This window comes from Thermoanaerobaculia bacterium, from assembly GCA_018057705.1.
In the GTDB taxonomy this organism is placed as follows: domain Bacteria; phylum Acidobacteriota; class Thermoanaerobaculia; order Multivoradales; family JAGPDF01; genus JAGPDF01.
Window position 1 is genome coordinate 92557 of the sequence record JAGPDF010000006.1, and the last position, 21801, is coordinate 114357.

The window sequence follows — 21801 nt, forward strand, 5'->3', positions numbered from 1 at the left end:
CGGGAGAGACCACTGTGAGCCTCGCATCGCCCCAAGCAGGACTCTGGTTCTGGCTGCCGATCGCCCTCGTCGTCGCCGGCAACATCGCCTACCACGTCGGCCTCAAGGGGATGCCGTCCGGAATCCACCCGCTCTCGCCGCTGGTCGTGCTCTTTGCGACCTCGGCCGTCGCGACGCTCGTCTTCCGGCTGGCGACCGATCGCGGCGCCTCACTGCGCGAGGAGATTGCGCTCGCCGGCTGGCGGCCTTACGTGGTCGGGATCGCGATCGTCGCCATCGAGCTCGGCTTCCTGCTCGCCTATCGCGCCGGCTGGAAGATCTCGACCGCCGTCGTCACCGCCAACATCCTGGTCGCGATCGCTCTCCTCGCGGTCGGCGCCCTCGCCTTCCGCGAGCCGGTGACCCTCTCCCGCCTCGCCGGCATCGTCACCTGCCTCGCCGGCCTCTGGCTCGTCGCGAGAGGCTAGGGGACGGCCGACGACCAGCGGCAGGTCGAGCCGCCATCGAAGTCGTCGGCAAAGCGGCGGGTCCGGTAGCCCAGGTAGGCGCGGTCAATCTTGGCAGTGAACGGATTGCTCGGACTCGGATCGATGGAGACCGCGATGAAGCGCACCGACTGGAAGTCCGTCGGCGTCGACATGAAGAGTCCACCCTCGCCCGTAGACCAGCCGGCGCTCGCCGGAAAGGTAATGGCGCCGCTACTGTCCGTCCAATCGCCGCTGCAATTGGCGGTCGTGTACTGAAGGAGGTAGAGCGTCAGGGGGTTCGGGGACTTGTAGGTCACCTCGAGAACCACCTCGTCCCCCTCGCTGACCGTCAGGCACTCGGGAGCGAAGGCCCCGACCACCGAGGCCTCCCCCGGCGTCGACGTCATGGAAAGGCTGCCGGACTGTGGGCAGGCGTTGGCGTCGTCCGGATCCCAGTCGTTGGTCTGCCCCACACCGGTACCCCAATCCTCGACGTTGACGTCGAACTCCGGATTGAAGACGAGAGCGTTCTGCGCCGCGGCGCTCCAGGCGAGGCCGGCGAGGAGCGTGCAGGCGAGTCCGAGTGGCGAGCGCGCCGTCCTGCGAAAAGCGAAACGGGGAGTGTCCATGCCTACTACGCGCAAAGCGCAGTGCGCGGGGCTCATCGCGGGTCGCCCGCCCGACTGCACTGCGACCTCAGGCGGCGCGCTTCACCATGGCCCAGTGAATCGTCGCCAGAGCGGCGACGGCGGCGAGGAGCAGAACGTCACCCGACCCCATGCGCGACATGAGCAGCAGGCAGAAGGCGATGCCCAGCAGAGGAAAGATCGGTCCACCCGGGAGCGTGAAACGGGATTCGTTCGGGCGAAGGCGGCGCAGCACAAGCAGCGCGATGCACGTGCTGCCGTAGACGAAGAGACGTGACACCGCCGAGAGCGTGGCGCTCCATTCGAAGCTGCCGTAGACCGCGAGCACGAGCACCAGGAATCCGAAGCTCAGGATCGCGACATAGGGCGTCCGGAAGGCAGGGTGGATGCGCCCGAAGACCTCCGGCAGGTCGCGGTGCTCGGCGAGCGCGAAACCGAGCCGCGGCGCATTGAGGAAGTTGGCGCCGAGGAGGCCCGCAATCGAGATCACCGCCCCCGCCGCGAGCAGGGCTCCACCCCAGGGGCCGAGGATCACCCGGGCGGCGTCCACGAGCGCCCTCGGGCTCGCCGCCGGATCGGCGAGTGTCGCATCGACCACCAGCTGCACGGCGGTGTAGAGCAGCGCGAGGAAGCCCATCGCAGAGAGCAGCGCGAACGGCGCATCGCGACGGGGATTCCGCGCTTCGCCCATCGCCATCATCGCGCCATCGTAGCCCCCGTAGGCGAAGCAGATCAGGAGGCTCGCCTGCAACCAGTCGCCGGCGGTCGCCGGTGGGCGCGAGGCAGCTGCAGCGAGGCCCGGCGCCGCATGGGTCAGGGCGAAGAGTCCGCCGGCGCCGACGAAGAGGCCGATGGGCACGAGCTTCGCGACGGTGAAGAAGTTGTTCCAGCGCGCGCCGCTTTCCACACCGCGGTAGTTGACCAGCGCCAGCCCGCCGATGAGGAGCACGAGGAGGGCAATCCGCGCGCTCTCGCGCTCCGCCGCCGGCAGGAACTCGGCGAGATTCACCGTAAAGAGGTTTGCCCCCGCAGAGGCAGCGGTCACCCGGGTGAGGAGAGCGAGCCAGCCGACCAGGATCGCGAACAGTCGCGGCAGGCTCTCGCGCGCATAGAGGTAGGCGCCGCCGGCGGTGTCGAAGCGCGAGGCGACCTCGGCGAAACAGAGCATGACGAGGCCGTTGCCCGCCGCGCCGAGGATCCAGGCCCACGGAGCGGCCGGCCCGACCAGCCGCGACACCGTCGCCGGCAATCCGAAGATGCCGCTGCCGATGACGGCGTTGACCACCAGCGCCGCGAGCGTCCACCGCCCCATGGTGCGGACGAGCGTGACGCCCGCCGCAGCGGACGCAGGGGCGGAACCTTCGGTGCTGGGCACGGCGGCGAGACTAGCAGTCCGGAATCGCGCTCCGGATGCCGGTTCGGATTCCAATCCGCCTGCCGGGCCGGCTGCCGATCCGGCTCCCGATCAAGGCACCGCCGAGCTCCATCGCCCGGCCGAACCGTTCTCGAAGCCGTCCCAGAAGACGGTTACGACGTTCGCGAAGCAGTAGATCCGGCGCGTGTTGTTGCAGGTGTTGAGCAAGCCCTCGATCCAGCGATGCGAACGCGCGTAGCTTTGACTTCCGAAGGTCCCCTTGAAAGGCGCCACGTTCGTCGTCCAGCCGTCGCAGTGGTCGAGGGTCGCGGTGCCGTCGGCGAAGGTGCCGGTCTGCACTCCCATCGGGATGACGGCATGGCTGCCGTGCTCGTCGACATGGAGGCTGTTCGTCGCGAAGCCGTCGAGCAGATCGGCGCGGGAGTTCGCGATGGGATAGTGGTCGAGGCGCCGGAAAGAGGCCTCGACGGTCACCCGGTCGCGCGCATCTTCGGTCGAGTCCGAAAGCCAGGCGACGAAGGATTCCGGCGCCGGCAGGTGGGCCGCCGCGGCCAGGTTCCGGCAGATCGCGTCGCCGGCTGCGAGGCCGGTGGCATCCCCTGCCTGCGGCCAGGCCCCGAGATCGCCCTGCCCGGTCTGGGAGGTGACGAACACCAGCGCCCCCGGCGACCAGCCGAGGTGGAAGGGAGCGCTCGCGCCGGGCTCGAAGCAGAGCAGGCGCAGGGGACTGTCGCAGTTGAACGAGGCGCCGCTCGTCCAGCCGTAGGCGCTACTCTGCGCATGCCCGCGCGCCCCCCATTCGGCGACGTTCGAGCTCGTCCAGTCGAGGCAGCTCTCGCCGTCGTACTCGCCGTCGGCGGTCGTGCCGGTCCAGTAGTCGCCGACCTCGTAGGCAGGCTCGTCGCCGAACTCGTCCATGAGCACCGCGCGGTAGATCACCTTGTCCGGGCCGGTGAGCTCGGCGAGCGACGGCGAGAAGGGCGTGATGCCGTTCTGGATGTACCAGGGACCCGCACCCGGCTGCGCTCCCCCACCGCATCCCGTCGCCTTCTTGCCGGTGAGCCCCTGCACGTGGCAGTAGGCATCGGTCGACGAGGTCGAGAGCCAGGCGCGGTAGGTCGTGGCGTTGGGCAGACCGCCCGCCGTAGCGCGCGCCCGGCAGATCGAGTCCGCCCGGTCGAGCGACGTCGCGCCGCTCGCCCCCGGCCAGCTGCCCGAGAAAAGGTTGCCGTTGCCGGCCACCGAAGTGACGAAAGCGCGCCGATTCACCGCGCTCGCCGGTGCGGCAGCAAGCGAAGCGAGGACGGGAATGACGCACAGAACGAGCGCTCGAGAGCGGGCACGAAGGATCAGCGACTGGGGCAAGGGGACTTCCTCCTGAAGAGAGATCCGCAGAAATCCGGCAGTCGGGGCCAGGCAGTTCCGGGTCGCGCCGGACGCAAGCCGGTCAAGACCTCGTGCCGGCCTCCCCATTCAGGGCACTGACGAGGACCAGCGGGAGATGGCGCCGTTCTCAAAACCGTCCCAGAAGAGGGTGACGGCGTTCGAGAGGCAGTAGAGGCGCGCAAAAGGACTGTCGCACGACCTGGAAACGTAGTCCGTCCACGACTCCGTGCGGGCACTGGTGCTGTCGCCGACCCGGACCGCCGGGAGGCCCGCGAGATTCGACGTCCAGTCGTCGCAGGCGGTTCCCAGACTCGTCCCGTCGGCCGCCGTCTCCGTCCAGACGGTGAACGGGGGGGCGACCTCGTAGCTGCCGTTCTCGAAGACATGGATGCCGTTGCCGACCGTACCGTCCAGGAGATCGGCCTTGGTGCTCGCGATCGCGTAGCCGTCGACCCGGCGAAACGGCCCATCGGACGTGAGGCGGTCCGCCGCATCCTGCTGACTGTCGGAGAGCCAGGCGAAGAACGACTGCGGCGCCGGGAGGTGCGCCGCGGCAGCGAGACTGCGACAGACGTTGTCGGCGGCGTCGAGACCGACGGCGCCGCCCGCGCCGGGCCAGCTGGAAAGGTCGGCGTCGCCGCTCGCCGAGGAGACGAAGACCAGCGAACCCGGACTCCATCCGAGAATCGTGACCTCGCTGGGACCGGGCTCGAGGCAGAGGAGGCGACGGCTGCCGTCGCAGCTCTCGAAGCTCGAATAGGTCCAGATGCGCGCCGTCCGCAGAGCCTGGCCGAAGGTCCCCAGCGTGCCGGCCGAGGCGGAACTCCAGTCGGAACAGGAGTGGCCCGTCCCTACCCCGTCGGCGAACGTCCCGGTCCAGATCTGCTGGGCGCCCGCCGCCACTTCGGCGAGGTTCTCGTCGAGCATGACCGGCCGGTAGAGGATCCGCTCGGGCCCGGTGAGCTCGTCGAGCGTACCGGCGAACGTATTGACGCCGTTCGCCAGATACCAGGGTCCGCCGCCGGGAAGCGCGGCTCCGGAGCAGGCGTCGGCCTTCTGGCCTGAGGCCCCCTGGACATGGCAGTAGGCATCGGTCGTCGCCGTCGACAGCCAGGCGCGATAGGTCGCGGCGTTGGGCAGCCCCCCCGCCCCCGCCCGCGCCCGGCAGAGGGCGTCCGCCTTGTCGAGCGCCGTCGCGCCGATCGCGCCCAGCCACAGATCGAGGTTGCCCGGGCCGGCCACCGAAGTGACGAAGGCGCGCCGCTTCACCCCCCACCCCGGCGCGGCGGAGAGCACCAGAAGCGTACCGAGGACGACCGTGCGGATGACGATGCGACCGACGAGCGGCTGGTTCATTGGGATTCCCTCCCAAGAGGAGATCCGCAGGAAGCCGACAAGCGGGGCCATCGCCGGCGGCCCGACGATGGATTCCGCCAGTTCAGAGCTCGGGAAAACGTCCTTTTCCAACCAGAAGGAGACTACTTGACGATATGCACGATCGTACATACACTCTTCGAAGCTATGAATGGGACCCGGAAAAAGCCGCAGCGAACGAGCGCAAGCACGGCGTCGACTTCGCGACGGCCGTGGGGGTTTTCGACGACGATCGTGCGATGACGATTCGGGATCTCGACTCGGAGCGCGAAGACCGATTCGTCGGCATCGGGATGGATCCTCTCGCAAGGGTCCTGGTCGTGGTGTTCGCTTTGCGCGGCGAGCAGGTGCGCCTGATCTCCGCGCGAAGGGCCAACAGCTGGGAACGCCGCCAATACGAGGAGGGATGATGCGGGATCGATACGATTTCTCGAAGGGTGTGCGCGGCCCGATCCTACCGCCGGAGCCCGGCAAGACACGCATCACCATCCGGCTCGACAACGAGATCCTGGAATGGTTCCGCGCCGTCGTCGACCGCGCCGGCGGCGGCAACTACCAGACCCTGATCAACAACGCCCTCTGCGAGCACATCCGTCGCACCGACGAGCCGTTGGAGGCTACCCTGCGGCGCGTCGTCCGCGAAGAGCTCGCGGGACGCAAGTAGAACTCCCGACCCCGGTCGTCGGGGCAGCTAGAATACGGGCGATGCCTGAGCCCCGTCCCTCCGAAGCTGCACCGACGACCGGGCCCTCGACACCGGAATCGATCGACCTGTCGACGAGGACGCGACGTTTCGTCGCGCGAGCGAGCGTCGCTCTCGGGCTCGCCGCCCTCGGCCTGGGAATCGCGCGCATCGTCAAGAACGGCGAGCTGCGCAACCTGCTCACGGGAAGCCTGGACAGCGCACCCGCGAGCTTTGCCCGGACCTTTCTGCAGGAGACGCTGTTCAATCCCTGGTTCTACGGCGTGCTCGCACTGGTCTTCCTGCTGGAGAGGTTGATCCCGGCGCGTCCGGAGCAGCCGGCGCTTTCACGGGGCACGCTGCAGGACCTGGTCTGGATGCCGTTCTCGATCTTCTCGCACGCCTTCCTTCTGCCGCTGCACATTCTCTTTCTGCGCTCCCTGTACGACCGCTATCTCGACTTTCTGACGGTCCAGTCGGTCGCGGCCTGGCCGGCGTGGGCGCGCATCCTGCTCGCCCTCCTGCTCGCCGACTTTCTCTTCTGGTTCAGCCACTTCGTGCGCCACAAGGTGACCGTTTTCTGGTACTTCCATGCGGTCCACCACTCGCAGAAGGAGCTGAACTTCTTCACCGAGTACCGTGTCCATCCGATCGACGAGGTCTTTCTCTACACCATTGGGTTCATACCGTTCTTCATGTTCGAGCATTCGTTCCTGACGATCGTGGCGGTGGTCTGGATCCGGCACTGGCACACGCGCCTCTACCACGCCAACATCCGGTCGGACTTCGGCTGGTTGCGCTACCTCCTCGTGACGCCGCAGTCGCACCGCGTGCATCACTCGATCGAAGAGAAACACCACGACCGCAACTTCGGCCTGACCTTCAGCCTCTGGGACCACATCTTCGGCACCCAGTACCGGAAATACGACGAGTACCCGGCGACCGGCATCAACGACCTCGACTTCCCCTTCGACCAGGAAAAGGCCCGCGGCAGCGTCTTCGGCCGCCTCGTCGCCCAGCTGATCTACCCGTTCGGCGCCATCGCCGCCGAGGCGGGAGCGCTCGCTCGCAAGCCAGCGCGGGAGCAGGAATAGGTGAACAGCCAGGGACACACTGGCGGGACACGATGGACAAGGTGTGCCTCGATCGTTTCCCTGGGAAGAGCCCTCGGCGCCTTCCGTCGTGGTCGCCCGCGGAAGGGACCCTGGTGCCGTTTGCCGGGCTCTTGGCTTCAGGGGACAGCGACGCTCCAGTAGGAGGGCCCGCCGCTTTCGAAGCCGTCGCTGAAGATCAGCGCGGTGGTGAGCCGCACGGCGGCGAACCGGAGGTCGCCGCCGCCCTCGCGGGCGAAGCCGGCGCCGAGCGCCCGGCCACCGTCGAGGGTGAGGCCGAGCCCGCCGTCGAGCTCATCGGCCGCGAGATCGATCTCGACCCGGATCCGCCCGTTGCTGTCGAACGTCGGGTCGAAGCTGCCGTCCGGCAGCAGGCGAACGAACAGCAGGCCACCGAGCTGTGCGCCGGGACCGTTGATGCGCCCTACGCCGACGATCTTGCGGTCGCCCTGGACGACGACCTCTTCGATGGTCGAGCCCTCGTCGTAGGTCGTCTCCACCCAGCCGAAGCCGGCGTCGAAAACGCCGGTGGCGTCGAACCTGGCGATCGCTCCCGTCGCCGGGGTCGACTGCTCGAGGGCATTGCGCAAGCCGACCACCAGGGAGCCATCGACCGGATCCAGCGCCAGGGAGCTCGGCGAGAAGTTCTCCGCCGGGGTGGCGCTCGCGATGCCGTCGCCACCGCCGTAGGTGAGGTCCAGGTCCCCTCCCACGGTAAAGCGGTAGATGCGGATCTCGTCCGGCGTCGGCGTGCTGTTGACGGACGCGACGAGGATCCGCCCGGCCGGATCCACCGCCAGCGCGCCGACGAGATGTCCGGCGCCGACTTCGACCCGTCGCCAGCCGTTGTCTCCGAAGGCGGTATCGACGGCGCCGTCGGCATCGAGTCGCACAAGAAACGGCCCGCGGGCACTCGTCGGGCTGGGCGAGGCCATGCCCCCGAAGAGGAAGCCGCCCTGGTGCCCGATCGCCACCCACGTCGTGCACTGGCCGACCCAGGGCCAGGTGGTGATCCGCACCACGCCCTGGTCGCCGAAGGTTGTATCGAGATCGCCCTCCGCAGTCAGCCGCGCCATCGCCGGGATCATCGCTCCACCGCTCGCGGCCGCAGTGCCCAGGAGGTGAATCCGGCCGGAGGCATCGAGCGCCAGCGCCTGCAGGTCGTCCTGCCCCGACACGAGCTCATTGATCGGCACGATGAGTCCGCCGCTGTTGCCGAAATCACTGTCGAGCGTCCCGTCCGGCAGCAGGCGAGCGATGCCGAAGTCGGTGAGATTCGACGCGGTGCCGACCGAGCCTGCGAGCAGCACCTTGCCGTCGGGCTGCACCGCCACGGCGCGCGCCATGGTCTGCCCCTGCTGCCAGTCGACCGTCGTCCGACCGTCGCCCGAGAACACCTCGTCCGGAATGCCCTCCGCGGACGACGAAGCCGGCAGGCCGACAACGGCCGACAGGAGCAGCCGGAACAGGATCTGTGAAGGGTTGAGGCGCATGAGAGACCTCCGTCCGGTAGAACGGAGAATCAGGCCGCAGGGCGACAAGAGAGAGCGAGAAAGAAGGCCCCCGCTCGCGCGGGGGCCCCGAACTGCCGACGGGACTGCTGTCGACGGCTTACTTGACGTTGACGGCGGTCCAGGCCGCGGCGACCGCGGCGTACTCGGAGGCAGTCTTGGGACGGGCCCCTACTGCTCCCCTCCCGCAGGCCGTTGGACACTCACCGTCGCGCCGGCGCTGGTGCCGAGCTGGCTGGCGTCGTACATCATTTCGGCCTTCGCCGGGGGCTGGATGAAGTCGCCCTGGACCTGGGCGCGGGTGCGGAAATAGAAGTCGTAGGTCCCCTTGGGCAGCTCGTTGAAGTAGAAGGCGACCTGGTCGTCCAAGTAGGCGGCGTAGGTCGGGGTGAGCGTCAGGGTGCCGGCGGCCTTGGCTTCCGGCGGGGCGGTCTCGAGGCGCGGGTTGAGCGGCTCCATGCCGGCGGCGAGGGGTACCACGACCGCGACGAAGTTGCGGTCGGAGGGATTCACCACCTGCACGTGCTCCTCCACCACCTCGCCGACGGTGAGCGCCACCGCGGTTCCCGGCGCGTCGAGAGCGATGCGCTCCGGGGGTGCCCCGGAAACCGCGCCAGCCCGATAGACCAGCTGCTCGCGCGTCACGACGAAACCGTCGCGTCGCGGAGCGGCCTGCGATCCCGGAGCCGCCGGCAGGTAACTGAGCTCGGCGCGCGCGCCGATTCCGCTACCTTGCGCCTCCGGCGCGGGACCCGTGCTCACCAGCGTGAGCGACGCCGGACCGCCGTCGGTGCTCTGCCAGAAAGCGGTCGGCGAGCCGGCCCCCAGAGAGAGGCTCGTCGAAGCCCCTGCCGCCGCAACCGTCAACGACGACGAAGACGTCTCCAACCTCCCTTTACCGAGCATTTCTGCAAGCGCCAGGATCGCCGACGCATTCGCGTTCGTAGAGCCCCAACCGTCGCCCCCGCCACGCGCGATGAGCGCACCCGAGAGCAGAGAGAACTTCCCGGCCTTGCTCGAGTCGCCCGCGCGGCCCGAGAGCGCCCGCGTCATCTCGGCCATCGTGCGCGCTTCCGATGTCAGCAGCAGACCGTTGGCGAACTCGCGGCGGTCCTTCAGCCCGCCGTAAGACTCCTTGCCCTGATAGAGCTGCACGACGAAGCCGTTCCAGAGCTCGTCGGCGAGCGGGGCGACGGCCGGAGCCGTCGCGAGCCCGGCGCGGTCGAAGGCGGTGACGACGTTGGCGACGTTCTCGAGATCGAGGAACTGCGCCCGCCGCGCGAGCTCGTTGCCGTAGGCGGCGTCGAAGCGGCCGAGCCGAGCGAGCGCCCGCAGGGCCCACGTCCGCTCCGCCCACGACTCGCCGTCGGCGAAGCCCGAGTAGTCCGAACGCAGCGCCTGTTCGAGCGCCCGCGTGAGGCGCGAGAGGAGCTCGGCGTCCACCGTGTAACCGCCCTCGCGGGCTTCGGCGAGGAATTCGGCCGTCCACGAGGTCAGCGCTACCGAGCCGGCAGAGCCCGGCCAGTAGGCCACCAGGCCGTTCGGCTGCTCGACCAGTGGAATCCAGTCGAGCGTGTCCTTCACCGCCCGGTCGAGCGCCGACTCGCCTCCCTCGAGGTGCAGCAGGTCGCGGAAGCGGCGCAGCGCGAGCTGGGCGCGCGACGTCGCGAGCCGCTGCTCGGTGCAGCCATACGGATAGCGCAGCAGGAAGTCGAGCCCCGAGGCGAGCTCGAGAATCCCCGGCTCGGAGGACGCCAGGAGCTTGCGTCGGAGCGACCCGGGCCGCGCCGCCTCAGTGGCCTCCGGCAGTTTCCACGGCGTCCCGGGAAGAAGCGTCGCGGCGTCCGTCAGGACGACGCGATCCCGGTCATCGCGCAGCGGCAGCCGGATCTCGACCGCATCGCCCGCGCCGTCCGAGGTGCGCTCGGCCCCGATGCGGAAGAGGACGTCGCTCCGCGTCAGCCGGCCGGAGGCGTCGTAGCCCGGGGTCGGAATCGACACCGGGAAGTCGAAGCGCAGGGCGCGGTTCGCAACCCAGTCAAACGTCTTCGTCGCCGGCCCGTCGAGGGTGACGCCCTCGAAGCGCGCCGACACCTTGCCCGGACCCGAGTCGCCTTCGACCAGCCGCCCGGTCGCCCCGGCGAGGAAGCGGTCGCCGGGGCGCACGAAGCGCGGCAGCGCCGGCTGCACGACGACCGGCTGCCGGACCTCGAGGTGACCGACCGCGAAGCCGAAGCGCTCGGGGCCCGCGATGGCCTTGGCGCGCAGCTTGAAGTTCGTCAGGTCGTCGGCGAGCCGGACCTTGACGCGCGCCGTGCCGTCGGGCCCGACGACGACGCCTGGGTTGTAGTACGGCACCGCCTGGAAGTTCTTGCGGATCGTCTGACGGTCGAGGAGGTCTCTGCCCTCTTCACCCTCGTCGCCGCCCGGCCGCTCGACGAACGGCAGGAAGCCGAAGATCATCGAGCGTGTGTCGCGCGCCGTGAAGAACGAGCGCACCGCGGCGAGGAACGAGGGCAGCGGGTCGAGACGCGCTTCACGCCCGAGCGCGAGCACCGCCTGATCGACCAGCCAGAGCGTGACTTCACCCGCGAGCGGGGCGCCAGCCGGATCCTTCAATCGGATCCCGACCTCGATTTCCTCGGCCGGTCGGGCGCGCTCCGGATACTCGAGCTCGACGACGACCCGGTTGTCCACCGGTTCGACTTCGAGCCACGCCGTGGCGCCGAAGGTCGAGGGGCGCCCGAGATCGGTCGCGTTGCCGGGCACCGGTTTCGTCCCGTCGAGGCGGCCGCGCATCAGCAGGAAGTGCACCGGCAGGCGCGGCGCCCAGTCGCCTTCGACGGCGAGCTCGAACGTCGCCTGCCCGCCGCGCACCGGCAGCCAGGAGTAGCGGTTGCCGTCGGGCGCCTCGACCACGGCGAGCGCCTCGCCGGTCTGGAAGGGGCTCTGGAGCACGAGCCTGGCGCGCTCGCCGGGAGCGTACTTCGACTTGTCGGGAGTCACTTCGAAGACCGCCGTCGGCGGCTTCTCCCACGCCACCGGCTCCCCGCCGCCGGCGAAGAGATCGACCGCCACCGTCTGGGCGCGCCCGAGGCGGTCGTGTGCCTCGAGCTCGACGACGTAGACCCCCGCCTCCGGCAGCTCGAGCTCGACCGCAAGGGCCTCGGCGGTCGAGACGACCTGGCGCTCGAGCACCTTCTCGTCCACGACCTCGGTGACGTAGCGCGCGACACCGTCGGAGAAGTCGCTGGCGCGCAGGTGCGCGTGCCACTGCCGCTGGATGAGCCGCACCGTGACTCTCTGTCCGGCGATCGGCTGATCGTTCGGTCCGACGACGAGGATCCGGGCGCGCAACGGCCCGGCGCCGGTCGCCTTCTCCATGTAGCGGGGAACGTCGAGTCCGAGCACGAACGGCGGCAGCGCGACGATCGAACGCGTCGCGGTCACCGTCTGGTCGTCGGCGCCGACCACCGTCGCTTCGACGACGTAGGTGCGCGGCTGCGCGGTCGCTTCGACCGCAGGGTTGAGCGTCAGCTTGGCGCTCCCCGACTCGTCGGTCGAGTCGGCGCGCTCGAGCGCGGGGGTCGACTCGAAGCGCGCCACCCGCGAGAACCGCCCGTCCGAGGAGTAGAAGAAGCCGGTGCGCGCCTTGGGCGTCCATTCGTAGGGGAACTGCGTGACCCGCCAGGCGATCGGACGCGCCGCGACGCGCCCGCCGGCGTAGTAGCTCGCGGTCAGGTCGACGTCGAACGGCCGGTCGAGCGCCGCGCGTTCGGGCGCGTCGAGACGAACCTCGAACTGCGGCAACCGGTAGGCCTCCTTGCGGAAGCTCGCGGTACCGGAGATGGTAAGCCCGAGCTCGCTGTCCGGGAACTCGAAGCGCACGCGGTAGGTGCCGGTCGGCAGGTCCTGCTCGTCGAACTTCCAGTAGAAGCTCCCCGACTCCTCGACCGTCAGGGGATAGCGCCAGACGAGATCGCCCGGGCCCTCGACGACGAGGAATCCGTCGCCGGTGAGCGCTTCGAGGTGACCCTGGAATCGTTGCCGCAAGAACCCCTTGATGTGCACCGGTTCCGCTGGACGGTAGACCGGCCGCTCGACGAAGATGTGCGCCAGGCCCTGCGGCAACTCGCCACGCCAGTCGAGGCCTTCCTGCGTCCACTGCAGCCAGTTCTCGCCCGACTCCGACCAGCTGCCGTCGTGGAAACCGTCGGGCGCCTGCTGCGGATCGAGCACCAGCCGGTCGTCGCCGTGGGCGACGACGATGCGCCGGACCTCTCGGCGGACGGCTTCTTCCCCACCGGGTGCCTTCCAGGCGACCCGGCCGGCGGCATCGGTCGTGCCGCGGAAGAGCGGCTCCCAGACGACATCGCTCGGCCCACGCCTTACGCTCCCTTCCACCGTGACCTCGGCCCCGGCGAGCGGCTCGGCGCTGGCGAGCGAGGTGACGACGAAGATCGTCTGCGCCGGCTCTTCGAGTGTCGTGAGGGCGAGGTCGGTCACCTGCAGACGCATCCAGCTGCGGATTCCCCGGGTGTCGGAACCGCTGCCGGAGCTCAACCGCCGCAATCCGACGAGATAGGTGCCCGGCGCGGAATCGGAAGAACCAGAGGCGCCGGGAGCCAGGCGGAGGAGGTAGGGCGCGAGATCGAGGCCGAAGGCCGCCGACGCGCCGTCGCGGCGCAACGGCAGGTCGACCAGCGCCGAGACTCCGGGCGAGCCGAGGTTGGCGATCTGCTGTGCGAGGCCTTCCGGAGAGATCGTGCCGTCGGCCCGGCTGAACGGCTGCGGCTGCTCGCCGGGGCCGGGGGGCCGCTGGTTCTCGTCGACCTCCACCGGACGGTCGGGGAACGGCCAGAACGAGCGGTCGAGCGGATCGATCCGGTGCAGGCGCAGGTCGAGCCGTTCGTCGCCGCGACCGGCGACCGGCACCATCTTCGGACCGCTGCGCTCGACGACGCCGGCGGAGGCGCCCCAGTGCAGGTAGGGACTCGGGCGCGCGAAGGCGAGCGTCGCCTCGTTCGCGCCCGAGAGGTCGAGCGCCCGGCCTCCCTGGTCGCGCAGCAGCGTCGGCGCGAGTGTCACGCGATAGGCGGTCTCGCGGGAGAAGTCGCCGCGCGCTTCGAGACGCTTGCCGGCGAACGTGAAGGCGAGATTCGCCACGGCCGGCGTGATGCGCACGAAGTTACGGCCGGCGATGGCCCCGGCCTCGGCGAGGCTCTCGAGCGGGGCGTTGAACTCGACCACGATCGCCGGGTCGCTCTCTTCGCAGGCTAGCGCCTGCTCGCCCGGGTAGCGCGCGCCGCTCGCAACCACTGGCAGTTGCGCTCTGCGGCAGCCGAAGCGCACGGCGCGGAACGGCTCCGCGGTCGAGAAGGCGAGCTCGCTCACGGAGGCGTCCGGGCCTCGAGCCGGTCCCGCGCTCGCCGGTCCGCCATCATCGAGGCGAAGCCGGAAGCGCACGAAGACCTTGCGCCCGAGGGGAATCGGCTGGCGCAGGCGCAGCACATAGGTCGCGGCGTCGCCGGGCGAGGCGCGCTCGACGCTCTTGACCTCGAAGTCCTGGAGCGAAAGACGTCGCGTGTCGTTGCCGGCGAGTCCAGGGAGCGGACGGTGCTCGATCGCGACCGCCCGCGCCAGCGCCTCCGGCGCCATCGGCTCCGGAAAGGTGAGAGAGATCGCTTCGAGCGGCGGCAGTCCTTCGGCGCCGTTCGCCGGCTGGCTCGAGGTCGGCGCCGAGAGCAGCGTCACCAGCCGGAAGCTCTTGCCAAAGACCTTGAGCGTGACGGCCGCGAGCGGCGGCCAGGGCTCCGCCGGGCGAAACTGCAGCGTCCGTGCGTCGAGCCAGGTGAAGGCGCCGGGCTGCGACGGCTCGAGCTTCACGTAGCGCGCCGGAGCGTCCTCCGGTCCGCCGGCAGCGGGGCCGGTCGGCGTCGCGAAGAAGATCGTCACCGGATCCCAGCGGCGCAGGAACTGGTCGGGGACGACCGTCGTCGTGCCGGGCTTCCCCACCTGAGCGCTCGCTGTGGTTGCAGACGGAGCAAGGACCAGTAGAGGGAAGAAGGCCAGGAACAGCAGCCGTGTCCAGGTCCGGACCGCTTCAGTTTTCGGTGCGCCGACCGTCAGGGTGGGGAGATTCATCTCAGTCGCCGTCATCGGTGCCATCGGTGCCATCGCTGCCATCGCTGCCATCGCTGCCATCGCTGCCATCGCCCCACTCGCTCTCTTCATTCCATTCGCCTTCGTCCGTCGTTCCGTACGATTCCTCTTCGGCCGACTCGGAGCCGCTCTCGCCTGGAGCACTCTCCGCTGCGCGCACGCCGAGCCAGTCTTCCGGCAGGTCGGGGGCGCCGGCGACTCCTGCGATGGCAGGGGGCTCGCTGGCCGAAAGCGTCAGGAAGCGCCGCGCCTCCTCCGGCGGCGGGCCGGAGCCGGGCGGCGAAGCACCGACGAGCGCCGGCCGGATCCGCGCCGGACGGCCTTCGGCCGGGGCGGTGACGACCAGCACGTAGTCGCCCGCCGCGAACGTGCGCCACTGCACCACGCCCTGGCCGAGGTAGCGCCCGCCGGCCTCGAAGAGGAGCGTTTCGACCTCTCCCTGGTCGGCCCGCACGCCGACCCCCACCGTCGCGGGTCGTGCCACCCGGAAGCTGTAGCCGCGGCTGTCGCCCGGCGCGAGCAGCGACTCCTCGCCGAGCCCCTCGCCGAGCGGATGCAGCGGCTCTGCGACCATCGTCACGGCGCCGGTCAGATCCTCGCCCGCCAGTGCGCGGATGGCGATCAGGGACTTTCCCGCGGGCAGTACGGCGTCGAACCGCGCACCCCGGGGATAGATCTCGGAACGGGTCGCGGGCGCGCCCACGGCCACCGCGAGCGGCGCTTCACTGCGCAACTTGAGGAGCGCGAGCTCTCCGACCTCGACCTCGAATCTCGCCAGGGGGCCGGCGAGCTCGACGGTCGCCGGGAGCGCCAGGGCGCGCGCCGGCTCGCTGCCCAGAGCCGGGACGTTCGCCGCGAGATTCGACGCTGCGCCGTCGTCGATCCAGGCCGAAACGAGACCGGGCGGGTGCTCGAAGCGCAGCGAACCGCCGGCGGGCGAGAGCTCGAAGTCGCTGCCACGCTGCACGCGGCCGTCGGCACCGATGAAGTGCGCCGCACCGGCGCCGCGCAGGTGCAGGCGGCGCGGGCCTCCTGCGGCAGCCGCGGGAACCGGAACGCGAAAAGCTCCGGTAAAGGAAAAACGCCGCTCGAAACGCTGCTGGTCGGTGAGAATTGGCGTGCTTGCCGCGGCGACCGCCCCCGCCCCCTCGGACACCGCGCGGTGCGGAAGAAGCTCCAAACTGACCTCCCCCGGAGAGCCGGAAGCGCCGAAGAGCAGCAATCGGCTCGAACGGGTGCTCAGGGTCTCGGTCGTCGCGTCGAGCGGCGCCCAGACGAGCGCCTCGGCGTCGTCGGAGGAATCAGAATTCGCAGGCGCGAGGGCCAGCACGGAAGTGCCAGGAGCCAGTGTCAGCCGGAGGTCCTTCTCGCCCGCCGGCATTTCGAGCAGGAGAGCTTCGCTCGCCCGCACCGACGCCCGGCCGGCGCCCCAACCGATCCGCTCCCCCGTCGCCTGGGTGGTGAGCCAGCCTGACAGCCGAGCCTCGACCGGACTCGTACCCGAATTCCAGAGCTCCACGGCCCTCCCCTTGCCGGCGCTTGTCGCGCTGCGCACGCGGCCGCCGCTCGTCGGGCCCCAGGCCGTCGATGGCCCGATCGTGCCGCGACCGTCGAGGAAGCCGATCACAGGCTCGCCGGCGGTCGCTTCGAGCTCGACGACCGCGGCGCCGCCGTCGGCGACGTCGCAGGTGATCGGCATTCCCGGAGGCAGCGCGAGCGCCAGCGGCTCGCCCTCCCCGACCCGGGCGCGACGCGCCTGCACCCGCGTGCTCCCGCCCTCGGCTGCCGCGACGGCGAGCGGCATCGAAAAACCGACCGGCGCGAGCGTCGGCGCGGCCGGTTCGAAGGTCGAGCCGGCGGCGAGCGCCTGCAGCAGTCCGCTGTCGGCAGCGGCCTCGCCTTCGCGCCGGAAGCAGCCGGGCTCAGCGAGATCGATCACCGCGACGGCGAGGCGCGGCTCGAAGCCGGGCAGAGCTTCGAGATCGAAGCCGCGTGCCAGGTCGGCTTCGCTGCGATGCGGCATCGCGCCGGCGTACGCCGTGATCTCGGCCGTCGCCGGGCGGCGGTCGAGCGACCAGATCCGGAACCGCAGGTCGCCGGTGCTCTCCGCGATCGGCAGCGCGAGATGCACGGCGCGCCCCGAGGTCGACGCGCGCACGCGCCAGGTCTCGCCAATCTTCTCTTCGAGCGCCAGGCCGAGGCTTTCGCCGGCGCGCCCGCCGACGGCGACGATCTCCGTCCCGGCGGGGCGCACGAGCGGCACCGCCACGGCGCCGTCCGCGACCTCGAAGTTCGCCCGCATTGCAGGAGCGGCGGCGGCAAGCGACGCCTCGGTGCGCTCGCGCAGGATGCGCATCGCGACCGTCGTCGACGCGCTGCCGAGGCCTACCGGCTCGACCCGCAGCCGGTATCGGCCCGGCGACAGACGCTCACTGAGCAGGAAGTTCCAGTCGTCGGGCCGGTCGTCCGAGGAGGCGATCGGTGCGCCGAGCTCGCTCATCAGGCGGGCGCGCACGTCGCTGCGACCGAACGAGGCGATCTCGACCTGCGACGCGGCGCCCACCGCGATCGTGAGCTCGCCCGGTGCGCGGAGCTCCCGGACGCTGCCATCGACGAGATCGTCGGTGCGCACGACGACGCGGTAGGGCAACCGGTTGTTGCTGCGCGACGACTCCGCCAGGAGCTCGTACTCTCCCGCCGCGAGCTCGCCGCGGAAGCTCCGCCCGGGCGGCACCAGGCCGGCGTTCGGGAGCGCTCCGCCGCCCGCGAGGGCGCGGATCGAGCCCATCATCTCGTCGGAGAGGGTGATCGTCACCCCGGTCGCAGCCGGCAGCTCGAAGCGCCAGCGATCCGGTTCGCGGGGCGCGCCTTCGGCCGGCTCGAGCCAGAGGTTCGCGGCCTCGCGATCGAGCTCGAGTCCATGCGGGCCATGTCCGGAGAGCTCGACCGGCTCCGTCTCGCGGGCCGCGAGGACGATCGCGCGCGCCGCCACCGCCTGCGGCAGGACGATGAGGCGGAACTCCCCCGGCGCGAGCTCGACGGCGAGCTGGCCCTGGGCGAGCGGTGCCGCCACCGGCCATCCGTCGGCATCTTCGAGCCGCATGGCGAAGGGCCGGCGCAGGCCCCAGGCGGAGAGCTGGAAACGCCCGGCCTCAGTGACCTGGAAGCGGTAGGCGAGGGCGCGACGCGGGTCGATCGTGGCGCGCGCCGGGATACCTTCCGCGAGGCTCCCTGCCGCTTCGATCGGCGCGCGCGCCAACTCGAGTCCGAGATGACCGGCGCTCGCGCCGCGCGGCTGCACGGTGAGCTGGTAGTCGCCCTCGCGCAGGTAGGCGGCGAGCGCGAAGTTCCGGCCGACGCCGTTCTGCTCCGCGGCGAGCAGGCTCGAACGCGTGCGCGTACGCAGGGAGGCGGCGGTCGCCAGCAGGCCGGTCGACTCGAACCGGTAGAGCGCCGGCTCGTCCGCCCCGACGAGGAAGGTGCGCGCCTCACCCGCGCCGAGGTCGAGGGTCTGCGCCGAAGTCGCCGCGAGGCGCGGGAAGGCCGGCAGCGCCGCGAGCGTCGCGGCCGGGATCTGCGGCAGCGGCGTCGTCGCGAGGGATGCCGCAGCCACGAGGCCGATCGAAGCGAGCACCGTCCGGTCGCTTGTCGAACGCACCCGGATGCGATGCTCCCCCTTGCCGACGACCGAAGCGGCGTCGCCCACGGCGTTCCCCGTCCATGGCCCGCCGTCGATCGAGACCTCGAGCCCGCCACCCTCCTCGGTCAACGCATGGAGAACGCTGGGCTCGGCGGCGCGCACCGGCAGCTCGACCTCTTCGCCCGCACCCAGGGCGAGCGGCAGAGCGGCGGCGAGATCGAGCGGCAGCTCGCGCACCACCATGCCGGCCTCGACCTCCGGCTGCTGACTCAGATAGAGGGTGTAGCCGAGCTTGTTCTGGAGGCTCACGACGCCGAGCTGGACCGAGGGCCGCGGCGGCTGGACGGCGACCGGCGCCATCGCCGACCCGCCCGCCCCCGTCTTGGCGGAGATCTCGATCTCGGCGATTCCGGCCTCGACCGGCTGCAGCGTCAGGACGTAGTAGCCCGGATCGAGCTGCCACTCGACCGGCGCGCTCCGCATCGGCGGCGACTGCCAGCCCTCCGGATAGCGATCGAGAAACAGCGGCTCGAGCCGGAACTGCGCGGCGACGCCGCGCGACTGCAGGGCGTAGGTGCCGGCCTGTTCGACCTTGACGTAGAGCGCAGCGGTGTCCGGCAGGTTGAAGCGGCGCGCCCATCCCGCGACGGCCGAGAGCGCCACCGTCTCGCTCGCCAGCACCTCGCTCGGCCGCTTCGCGCCGCCTTGCCCGGTACCGCGCCGCACCAGGATCGCCGTCGGCTCGATCGCATCTCCCGCCGGCCCGGCGTGCACCGTCGAGATCCAGTACTTCGAGGTGTTGGTACGCGCCTTGAGCTCGCGCTGGCGGGTGCGCGCGAAGTGCTGAAGGACGTAGGGCTGCCCTACGGCGCCGCTCACCGTGACCACCACCTGCCGCTCGGGGTCGGCCGCGGTCCGGACCTCGGCCACCGGCGGCACGTTCTCCTTGGTGAGAGTGGCGGCATCGCCGGTCAGGGAGAACGGATCTTCCGGCTGGAGCGGCGTGACCTCGAGCCCGGCCGTGTCCTCGTCCGACCGCAGCGGCTCGGGCAGCTCGAGACGGAAGTAGTCGGCAGCGCCCGAGACCAGCACGCGGTCGTAGCCGAGCGGGCCGATCGTGCGGCGCTCGCGCAGCGTCTGGGCGTCCCTCGGCCAACCGAAACGGAGGTGGAAGGGCCGTTCGACGGCGGCGCCGCCGGCAGTGGACCACGGCACCTCGGGCCCGCCATAGGCGGAGAGCCGGTAGAGGCCCGGAGCGAGGTCGGCGGTGAGCTGGCAACGCCGCAGGGGGCGCCCGCTCCGCGGCTCGATGACCGCAACCAGCGGCGCGGCTTCGACCAGCCAGGAGCCGTTCTGCCAGAGGCGCAGGTCGGCGAGGTTGCGGCCCGCAGCCTCGAAGGTAACGCGGCGGCGTTCGCGGATCTCGATCCACCAGGAGAGCTGCTCGAAATCGGCGAGCTCGCCGTCCACCGCCTTGCCTTCGACGAGTTGCACGGCAGCATCTGGAGCGCCGGGCGCGAGACCTTCCGCGGGGCGCTCTCGGAACGGCGTCACCGTGAGGGTCGCCTCCCCGGTGGCCAACTGGCTGCCGAAAGTCAGGAGACGCACTGCGCCGCGGTCGAGGAAGAGGTCGACCCGGCCGTCCACTTTGCCGGCTTCGCCGGCGGGCTCGCCTGCGCCGGACATCCGGTCGAGCACCTGGAGAGCGGTGCCCCGGGCGCTCGACACGGCGATTGCGTAGCGTCCGAAATCGGCGACTTCGAGCTCGGCGACCTGTCGGCCGGCCGCCGGCACCACCGTGGGGCGCAGCACGAAGCTCTCCGAAGCCGCAGGGTCCGCGGGTTGCGCCGCGACGGAGCTCCCGAGCCCGACCGAACAGAGCAACAGCCAAGCCGCCCGCGAGCGGCCTCGAACAACCCGATCAACCTGACTCATGAATTCCTCACGTACCGGCAAGAGAGACGGTGGGCGCATTCTAGCGAACGGCACCCGACAAAGGATGCGGTGACGATCGAAAAGCGGGGCCAACCGCCTCCAGGTTTGGAGGCGGGGCCGGCAGACCGAGCTCAGGACTCGCGAACGAGGATGGCGCGGGCGTAAACCAGCTCGAAGCCCTGCCGCTGGACGTTCTGCTGTGATTTCGAACCCGGCTGGGTGGTCACCACGGCGACATCCGAGCCGGCAGCCGCCGCCTGCGCCAGGCGCGCCTCGAGGAGCGAGCTCTGGACGCCGCGCCGGCGAAGTGCCGGCAAGGTCGCCGCGCCACACAGCTGGGCGACACCGGCATGGAGCCTGAGGCTCCCGCCCCCGGCCGGGATGCCATCGTGCAGCGCAAGCGAGCGCACGAAGCCGTTCGCCGCCATGCAGTCACGCATCGCGCTCGCAATCACTTCGCGCGGGAACTCCTCGTGCGAGGCGACACCCTGGGTGTCGGGTGAGGCGAATCCGGTCACGACGAGATCGAGCCACAGGTCGAACTCGCTGTCTGGACTGTCGCGAATCTCGACCGCCTTCGCGATCACCGCCTCGCGGCCCGGCGCGAGCGCCAGCGCGAGCACGTTCTCGAATCCGACCAGGATGTAGCCGCGGCGAGTCAGCAGCGCTGCGATCGAAGGATCACCGGCGGTCGAAAGCTCCACCTGCACCGGGCAGCTGCGCTCGGAATAGGCGCTTTCGACCGCCTCGAGCTCGGCTTCGTTCAACGGCCCGTGGAAGCCGAGGCCCGCGATCTTGTTGAGCGGCGAGCCTTCGCCCGCCCAGGCCGCCACGCCGCCCGCGAGCGGCATGGCGAAGCTGCGACCCTCGGGAGTGCGGCGCGCAGCCTCCTGGGCCGCCTCGGAGATCAGCGTGCGTTCGGCGTTTTCGATGCGTTCGGCGAGGTCGGTGCCAGCGAACAACGGCAGCTGTCGATCGTTCATTTGCCGGAGTCTATCGGCACAGACGGTCAGGGACACACAAATGGGACACACACGGATGTGTGTCCCACTTGTGTGTCCTCAGTTTCCGGAGCTTCTCGTTCCACAGGGGCGCTCGGGCGCTCGGGATCCAGAGTGGGCGACCACGCCTCAAATAGGAGCCCACTTTGGATCCCGAGCGCCCGAGTGCCCAGTCACGGACGGTGGGACAGTGCTCGCTGCAGGGGACACATAGCGGCTGGGAAGGCAGCTGGTCGCCGCAGGCTTCGAGTGGCCGCAATATGTCCCCTGGTGGCGTCCGGATCCCGAGTGCCGGAGTGCCTACTCACGGAGGATGCTCGCGGCAGAGGACACATAGCGGCTGAGAGGTCCGCTGCGCGCCGCCAAGTTGGAGTGGCCGCATTATGTCCCCAGCGGCGTCCGGAGTGCCCGGCCGCCACTACGCCTCAGAACGCGTCGTCGGGGAACTCCATGAGCGTCTTGCTGCCGGCCATCAACGTCGCGAAGTGCCCACTGCTGCGCGGCAGCAT

The 21801-nt window shown here is 70.4% G+C and carries 12 protein-coding genes; 4 read left to right on the plus strand and 8 right to left on the minus strand.

The window, feature by feature from the left end; translation table 11 throughout:
- The first annotated feature begins 14 nt into the window (after window positions 1-14).
- Entirely contained in the window at window positions 15-467 is a 453-nt protein-coding gene (locus tag KBI44_03430) for a hypothetical protein (protein ID MBP9143511.1), read from the plus strand.
- Here the strand turns inward: KBI44_03430 and KBI44_03435 are convergent.
- From KBI44_03435 to KBI44_03450, 4 genes are all read right to left on the minus strand, one after another.
- Window positions 464-1096 carry a hypothetical protein gene (locus KBI44_03435; GenBank protein MBP9143512.1) on the minus strand — a complete coding sequence of 211 codons (633 nt, stop codon included), beginning with the start codon at window positions 1094-1096 and terminating at the stop codon, window positions 464-466. The two genes, KBI44_03430 and KBI44_03435, sit on opposite strands and share 4 nt — an antisense overlap.
- Before the next feature lie 67 nt (window positions 1097-1163).
- Entirely contained in the window at window positions 1164-2489 is a 1326-nt protein-coding gene (locus KBI44_03440; GenBank protein ID MBP9143513.1) for an amino acid permease, read from the minus strand.
- 90 nt (window positions 2490-2579) lie between these two features.
- On the minus strand, window positions 2580-3758 hold the full coding sequence (locus tag KBI44_03445) for a hypothetical protein (protein ID MBP9143514.1): 1179 nt from the start codon (window positions 3756-3758) through the stop codon (window positions 2580-2582).
- A gap of 204 nt (window positions 3759-3962) precedes the next feature.
- A complete protein-coding gene (locus KBI44_03450) occupies window positions 3963-5231 on the minus strand; it encodes a hypothetical protein (GenBank protein MBP9143515.1) in 1269 nt (422 codons plus the stop codon).
- 134 nt (window positions 5232-5365) lie between these two features.
- Between KBI44_03450 and KBI44_03455 the strand changes: the two genes are divergently transcribed.
- Genes KBI44_03455 through KBI44_03465 form a run of 3 tightly spaced genes read left to right on the plus strand, consistent with a single transcriptional unit; the run spans window position 5366 to window position 7025 of the window.
- Window positions 5366-5659, plus strand: a complete 294-nt coding sequence (locus KBI44_03455) for a BrnT family toxin (GenBank protein MBP9143516.1) — start codon at window positions 5366-5368, stop codon at window positions 5657-5659.
- Window positions 5659-5913 (plus strand): BrnA antitoxin family protein, encoded by a 255-nt coding sequence (locus tag KBI44_03460; protein MBP9143517.1) that lies wholly within the window; start codon window positions 5659-5661, stop codon window positions 5911-5913. The genes KBI44_03455 and KBI44_03460 overlap by 1 nt, the downstream gene beginning before the upstream one ends.
- Before the next feature lie 41 nt (window positions 5914-5954).
- The gene (locus KBI44_03465; GenBank protein MBP9143518.1) at window positions 5955-7025 is read left to right on the plus strand and encodes a sterol desaturase family protein; all 1071 of its coding nucleotides are present in this window, start codon (window positions 5955-5957) and stop codon (window positions 7023-7025) included.
- 137 nt (window positions 7026-7162) lie between these two features.
- Here the strand turns inward: KBI44_03465 and KBI44_03470 are convergent, their stop codons facing one another.
- The 4 genes from KBI44_03470 to KBI44_03485 form a co-directional block, all read right to left on the minus strand.
- The gene (locus KBI44_03470) at window positions 7163-8536 is read right to left on the minus strand and encodes a hypothetical protein (protein ID MBP9143519.1); all 1374 of its coding nucleotides are present in this window, start codon (window positions 8534-8536) and stop codon (window positions 7163-7165) included.
- Window positions 8537-8725: 189 nt separating this feature from the next.
- Entirely contained in the window at window positions 8726-14788 is a 6063-nt protein-coding gene (locus tag KBI44_03475) for an alpha-2-macroglobulin (GenBank protein MBP9143520.1), read from the minus strand.
- Window positions 14700-20168, minus strand: a complete 5469-nt coding sequence (locus tag KBI44_03480) for a hypothetical protein (GenBank protein ID MBP9143521.1) — start codon at window positions 20166-20168, stop codon at window positions 14700-14702. The genes KBI44_03475 and KBI44_03480 overlap by 89 nt, the downstream gene beginning before the upstream one ends.
- A gap of 254 nt (window positions 20169-20422) precedes the next feature.
- Complete coding sequence (locus KBI44_03485; GenBank protein MBP9143522.1) at window positions 20423-21274, minus strand: GNAT family N-acetyltransferase; 852 nt, start codon at window positions 21272-21274, stop codon at window positions 20423-20425.
- Window positions 21275-21801 lie beyond the last annotated feature (527 nt).

What these genes read in the sequence shown, in the direction of transcription:
- KBI44_03435 (MBP9143512.1), bottom strand. Translation starts at nt 1,096, where the DNA reads ATGGACACTCCCCGTTTCGCTTTTCGCAGGACGGCGCGCTCGCCACTC.
- KBI44_03450 (MBP9143515.1), bottom strand. Translation starts at nt 5,231, where the DNA reads ATGAACCAGCCGCTCGTCGGTCGCATCGTCATCCGCACGGTCGTCCTC.
- KBI44_03455 (MBP9143516.1), top strand. Translation starts at nt 5,366, where the DNA reads ATGCACGATCGTACATACACTCTTCGAAGCTATGAATGGGACCCGGAA.
- KBI44_03460 (MBP9143517.1), top strand. Translation starts at nt 5,659, where the DNA reads ATGCGGGATCGATACGATTTCTCGAAGGGTGTGCGCGGCCCGATCCTA.
- KBI44_03465 (MBP9143518.1), top strand. Translation starts at nt 5,955, where the DNA reads ATGCCTGAGCCCCGTCCCTCCGAAGCTGCACCGACGACCGGGCCCTCG.
- KBI44_03470 (MBP9143519.1), bottom strand. Translation starts at nt 8,536, where the DNA reads ATGCGCCTCAACCCTTCACAGATCCTGTTCCGGCTGCTCCTGTCGGCC.
- KBI44_03475 (MBP9143520.1), bottom strand. Translation starts at nt 14,788, where the DNA reads ATGAAGAGAGCGAGTGGGGCGATGGCAGCGATGGCAGCGATGGCAGCG.
- KBI44_03485 (MBP9143522.1), bottom strand. Translation starts at nt 21,274, where the DNA reads ATGAACGATCGACAGCTGCCGTTGTTCGCTGGCACCGACCTCGCCGAA.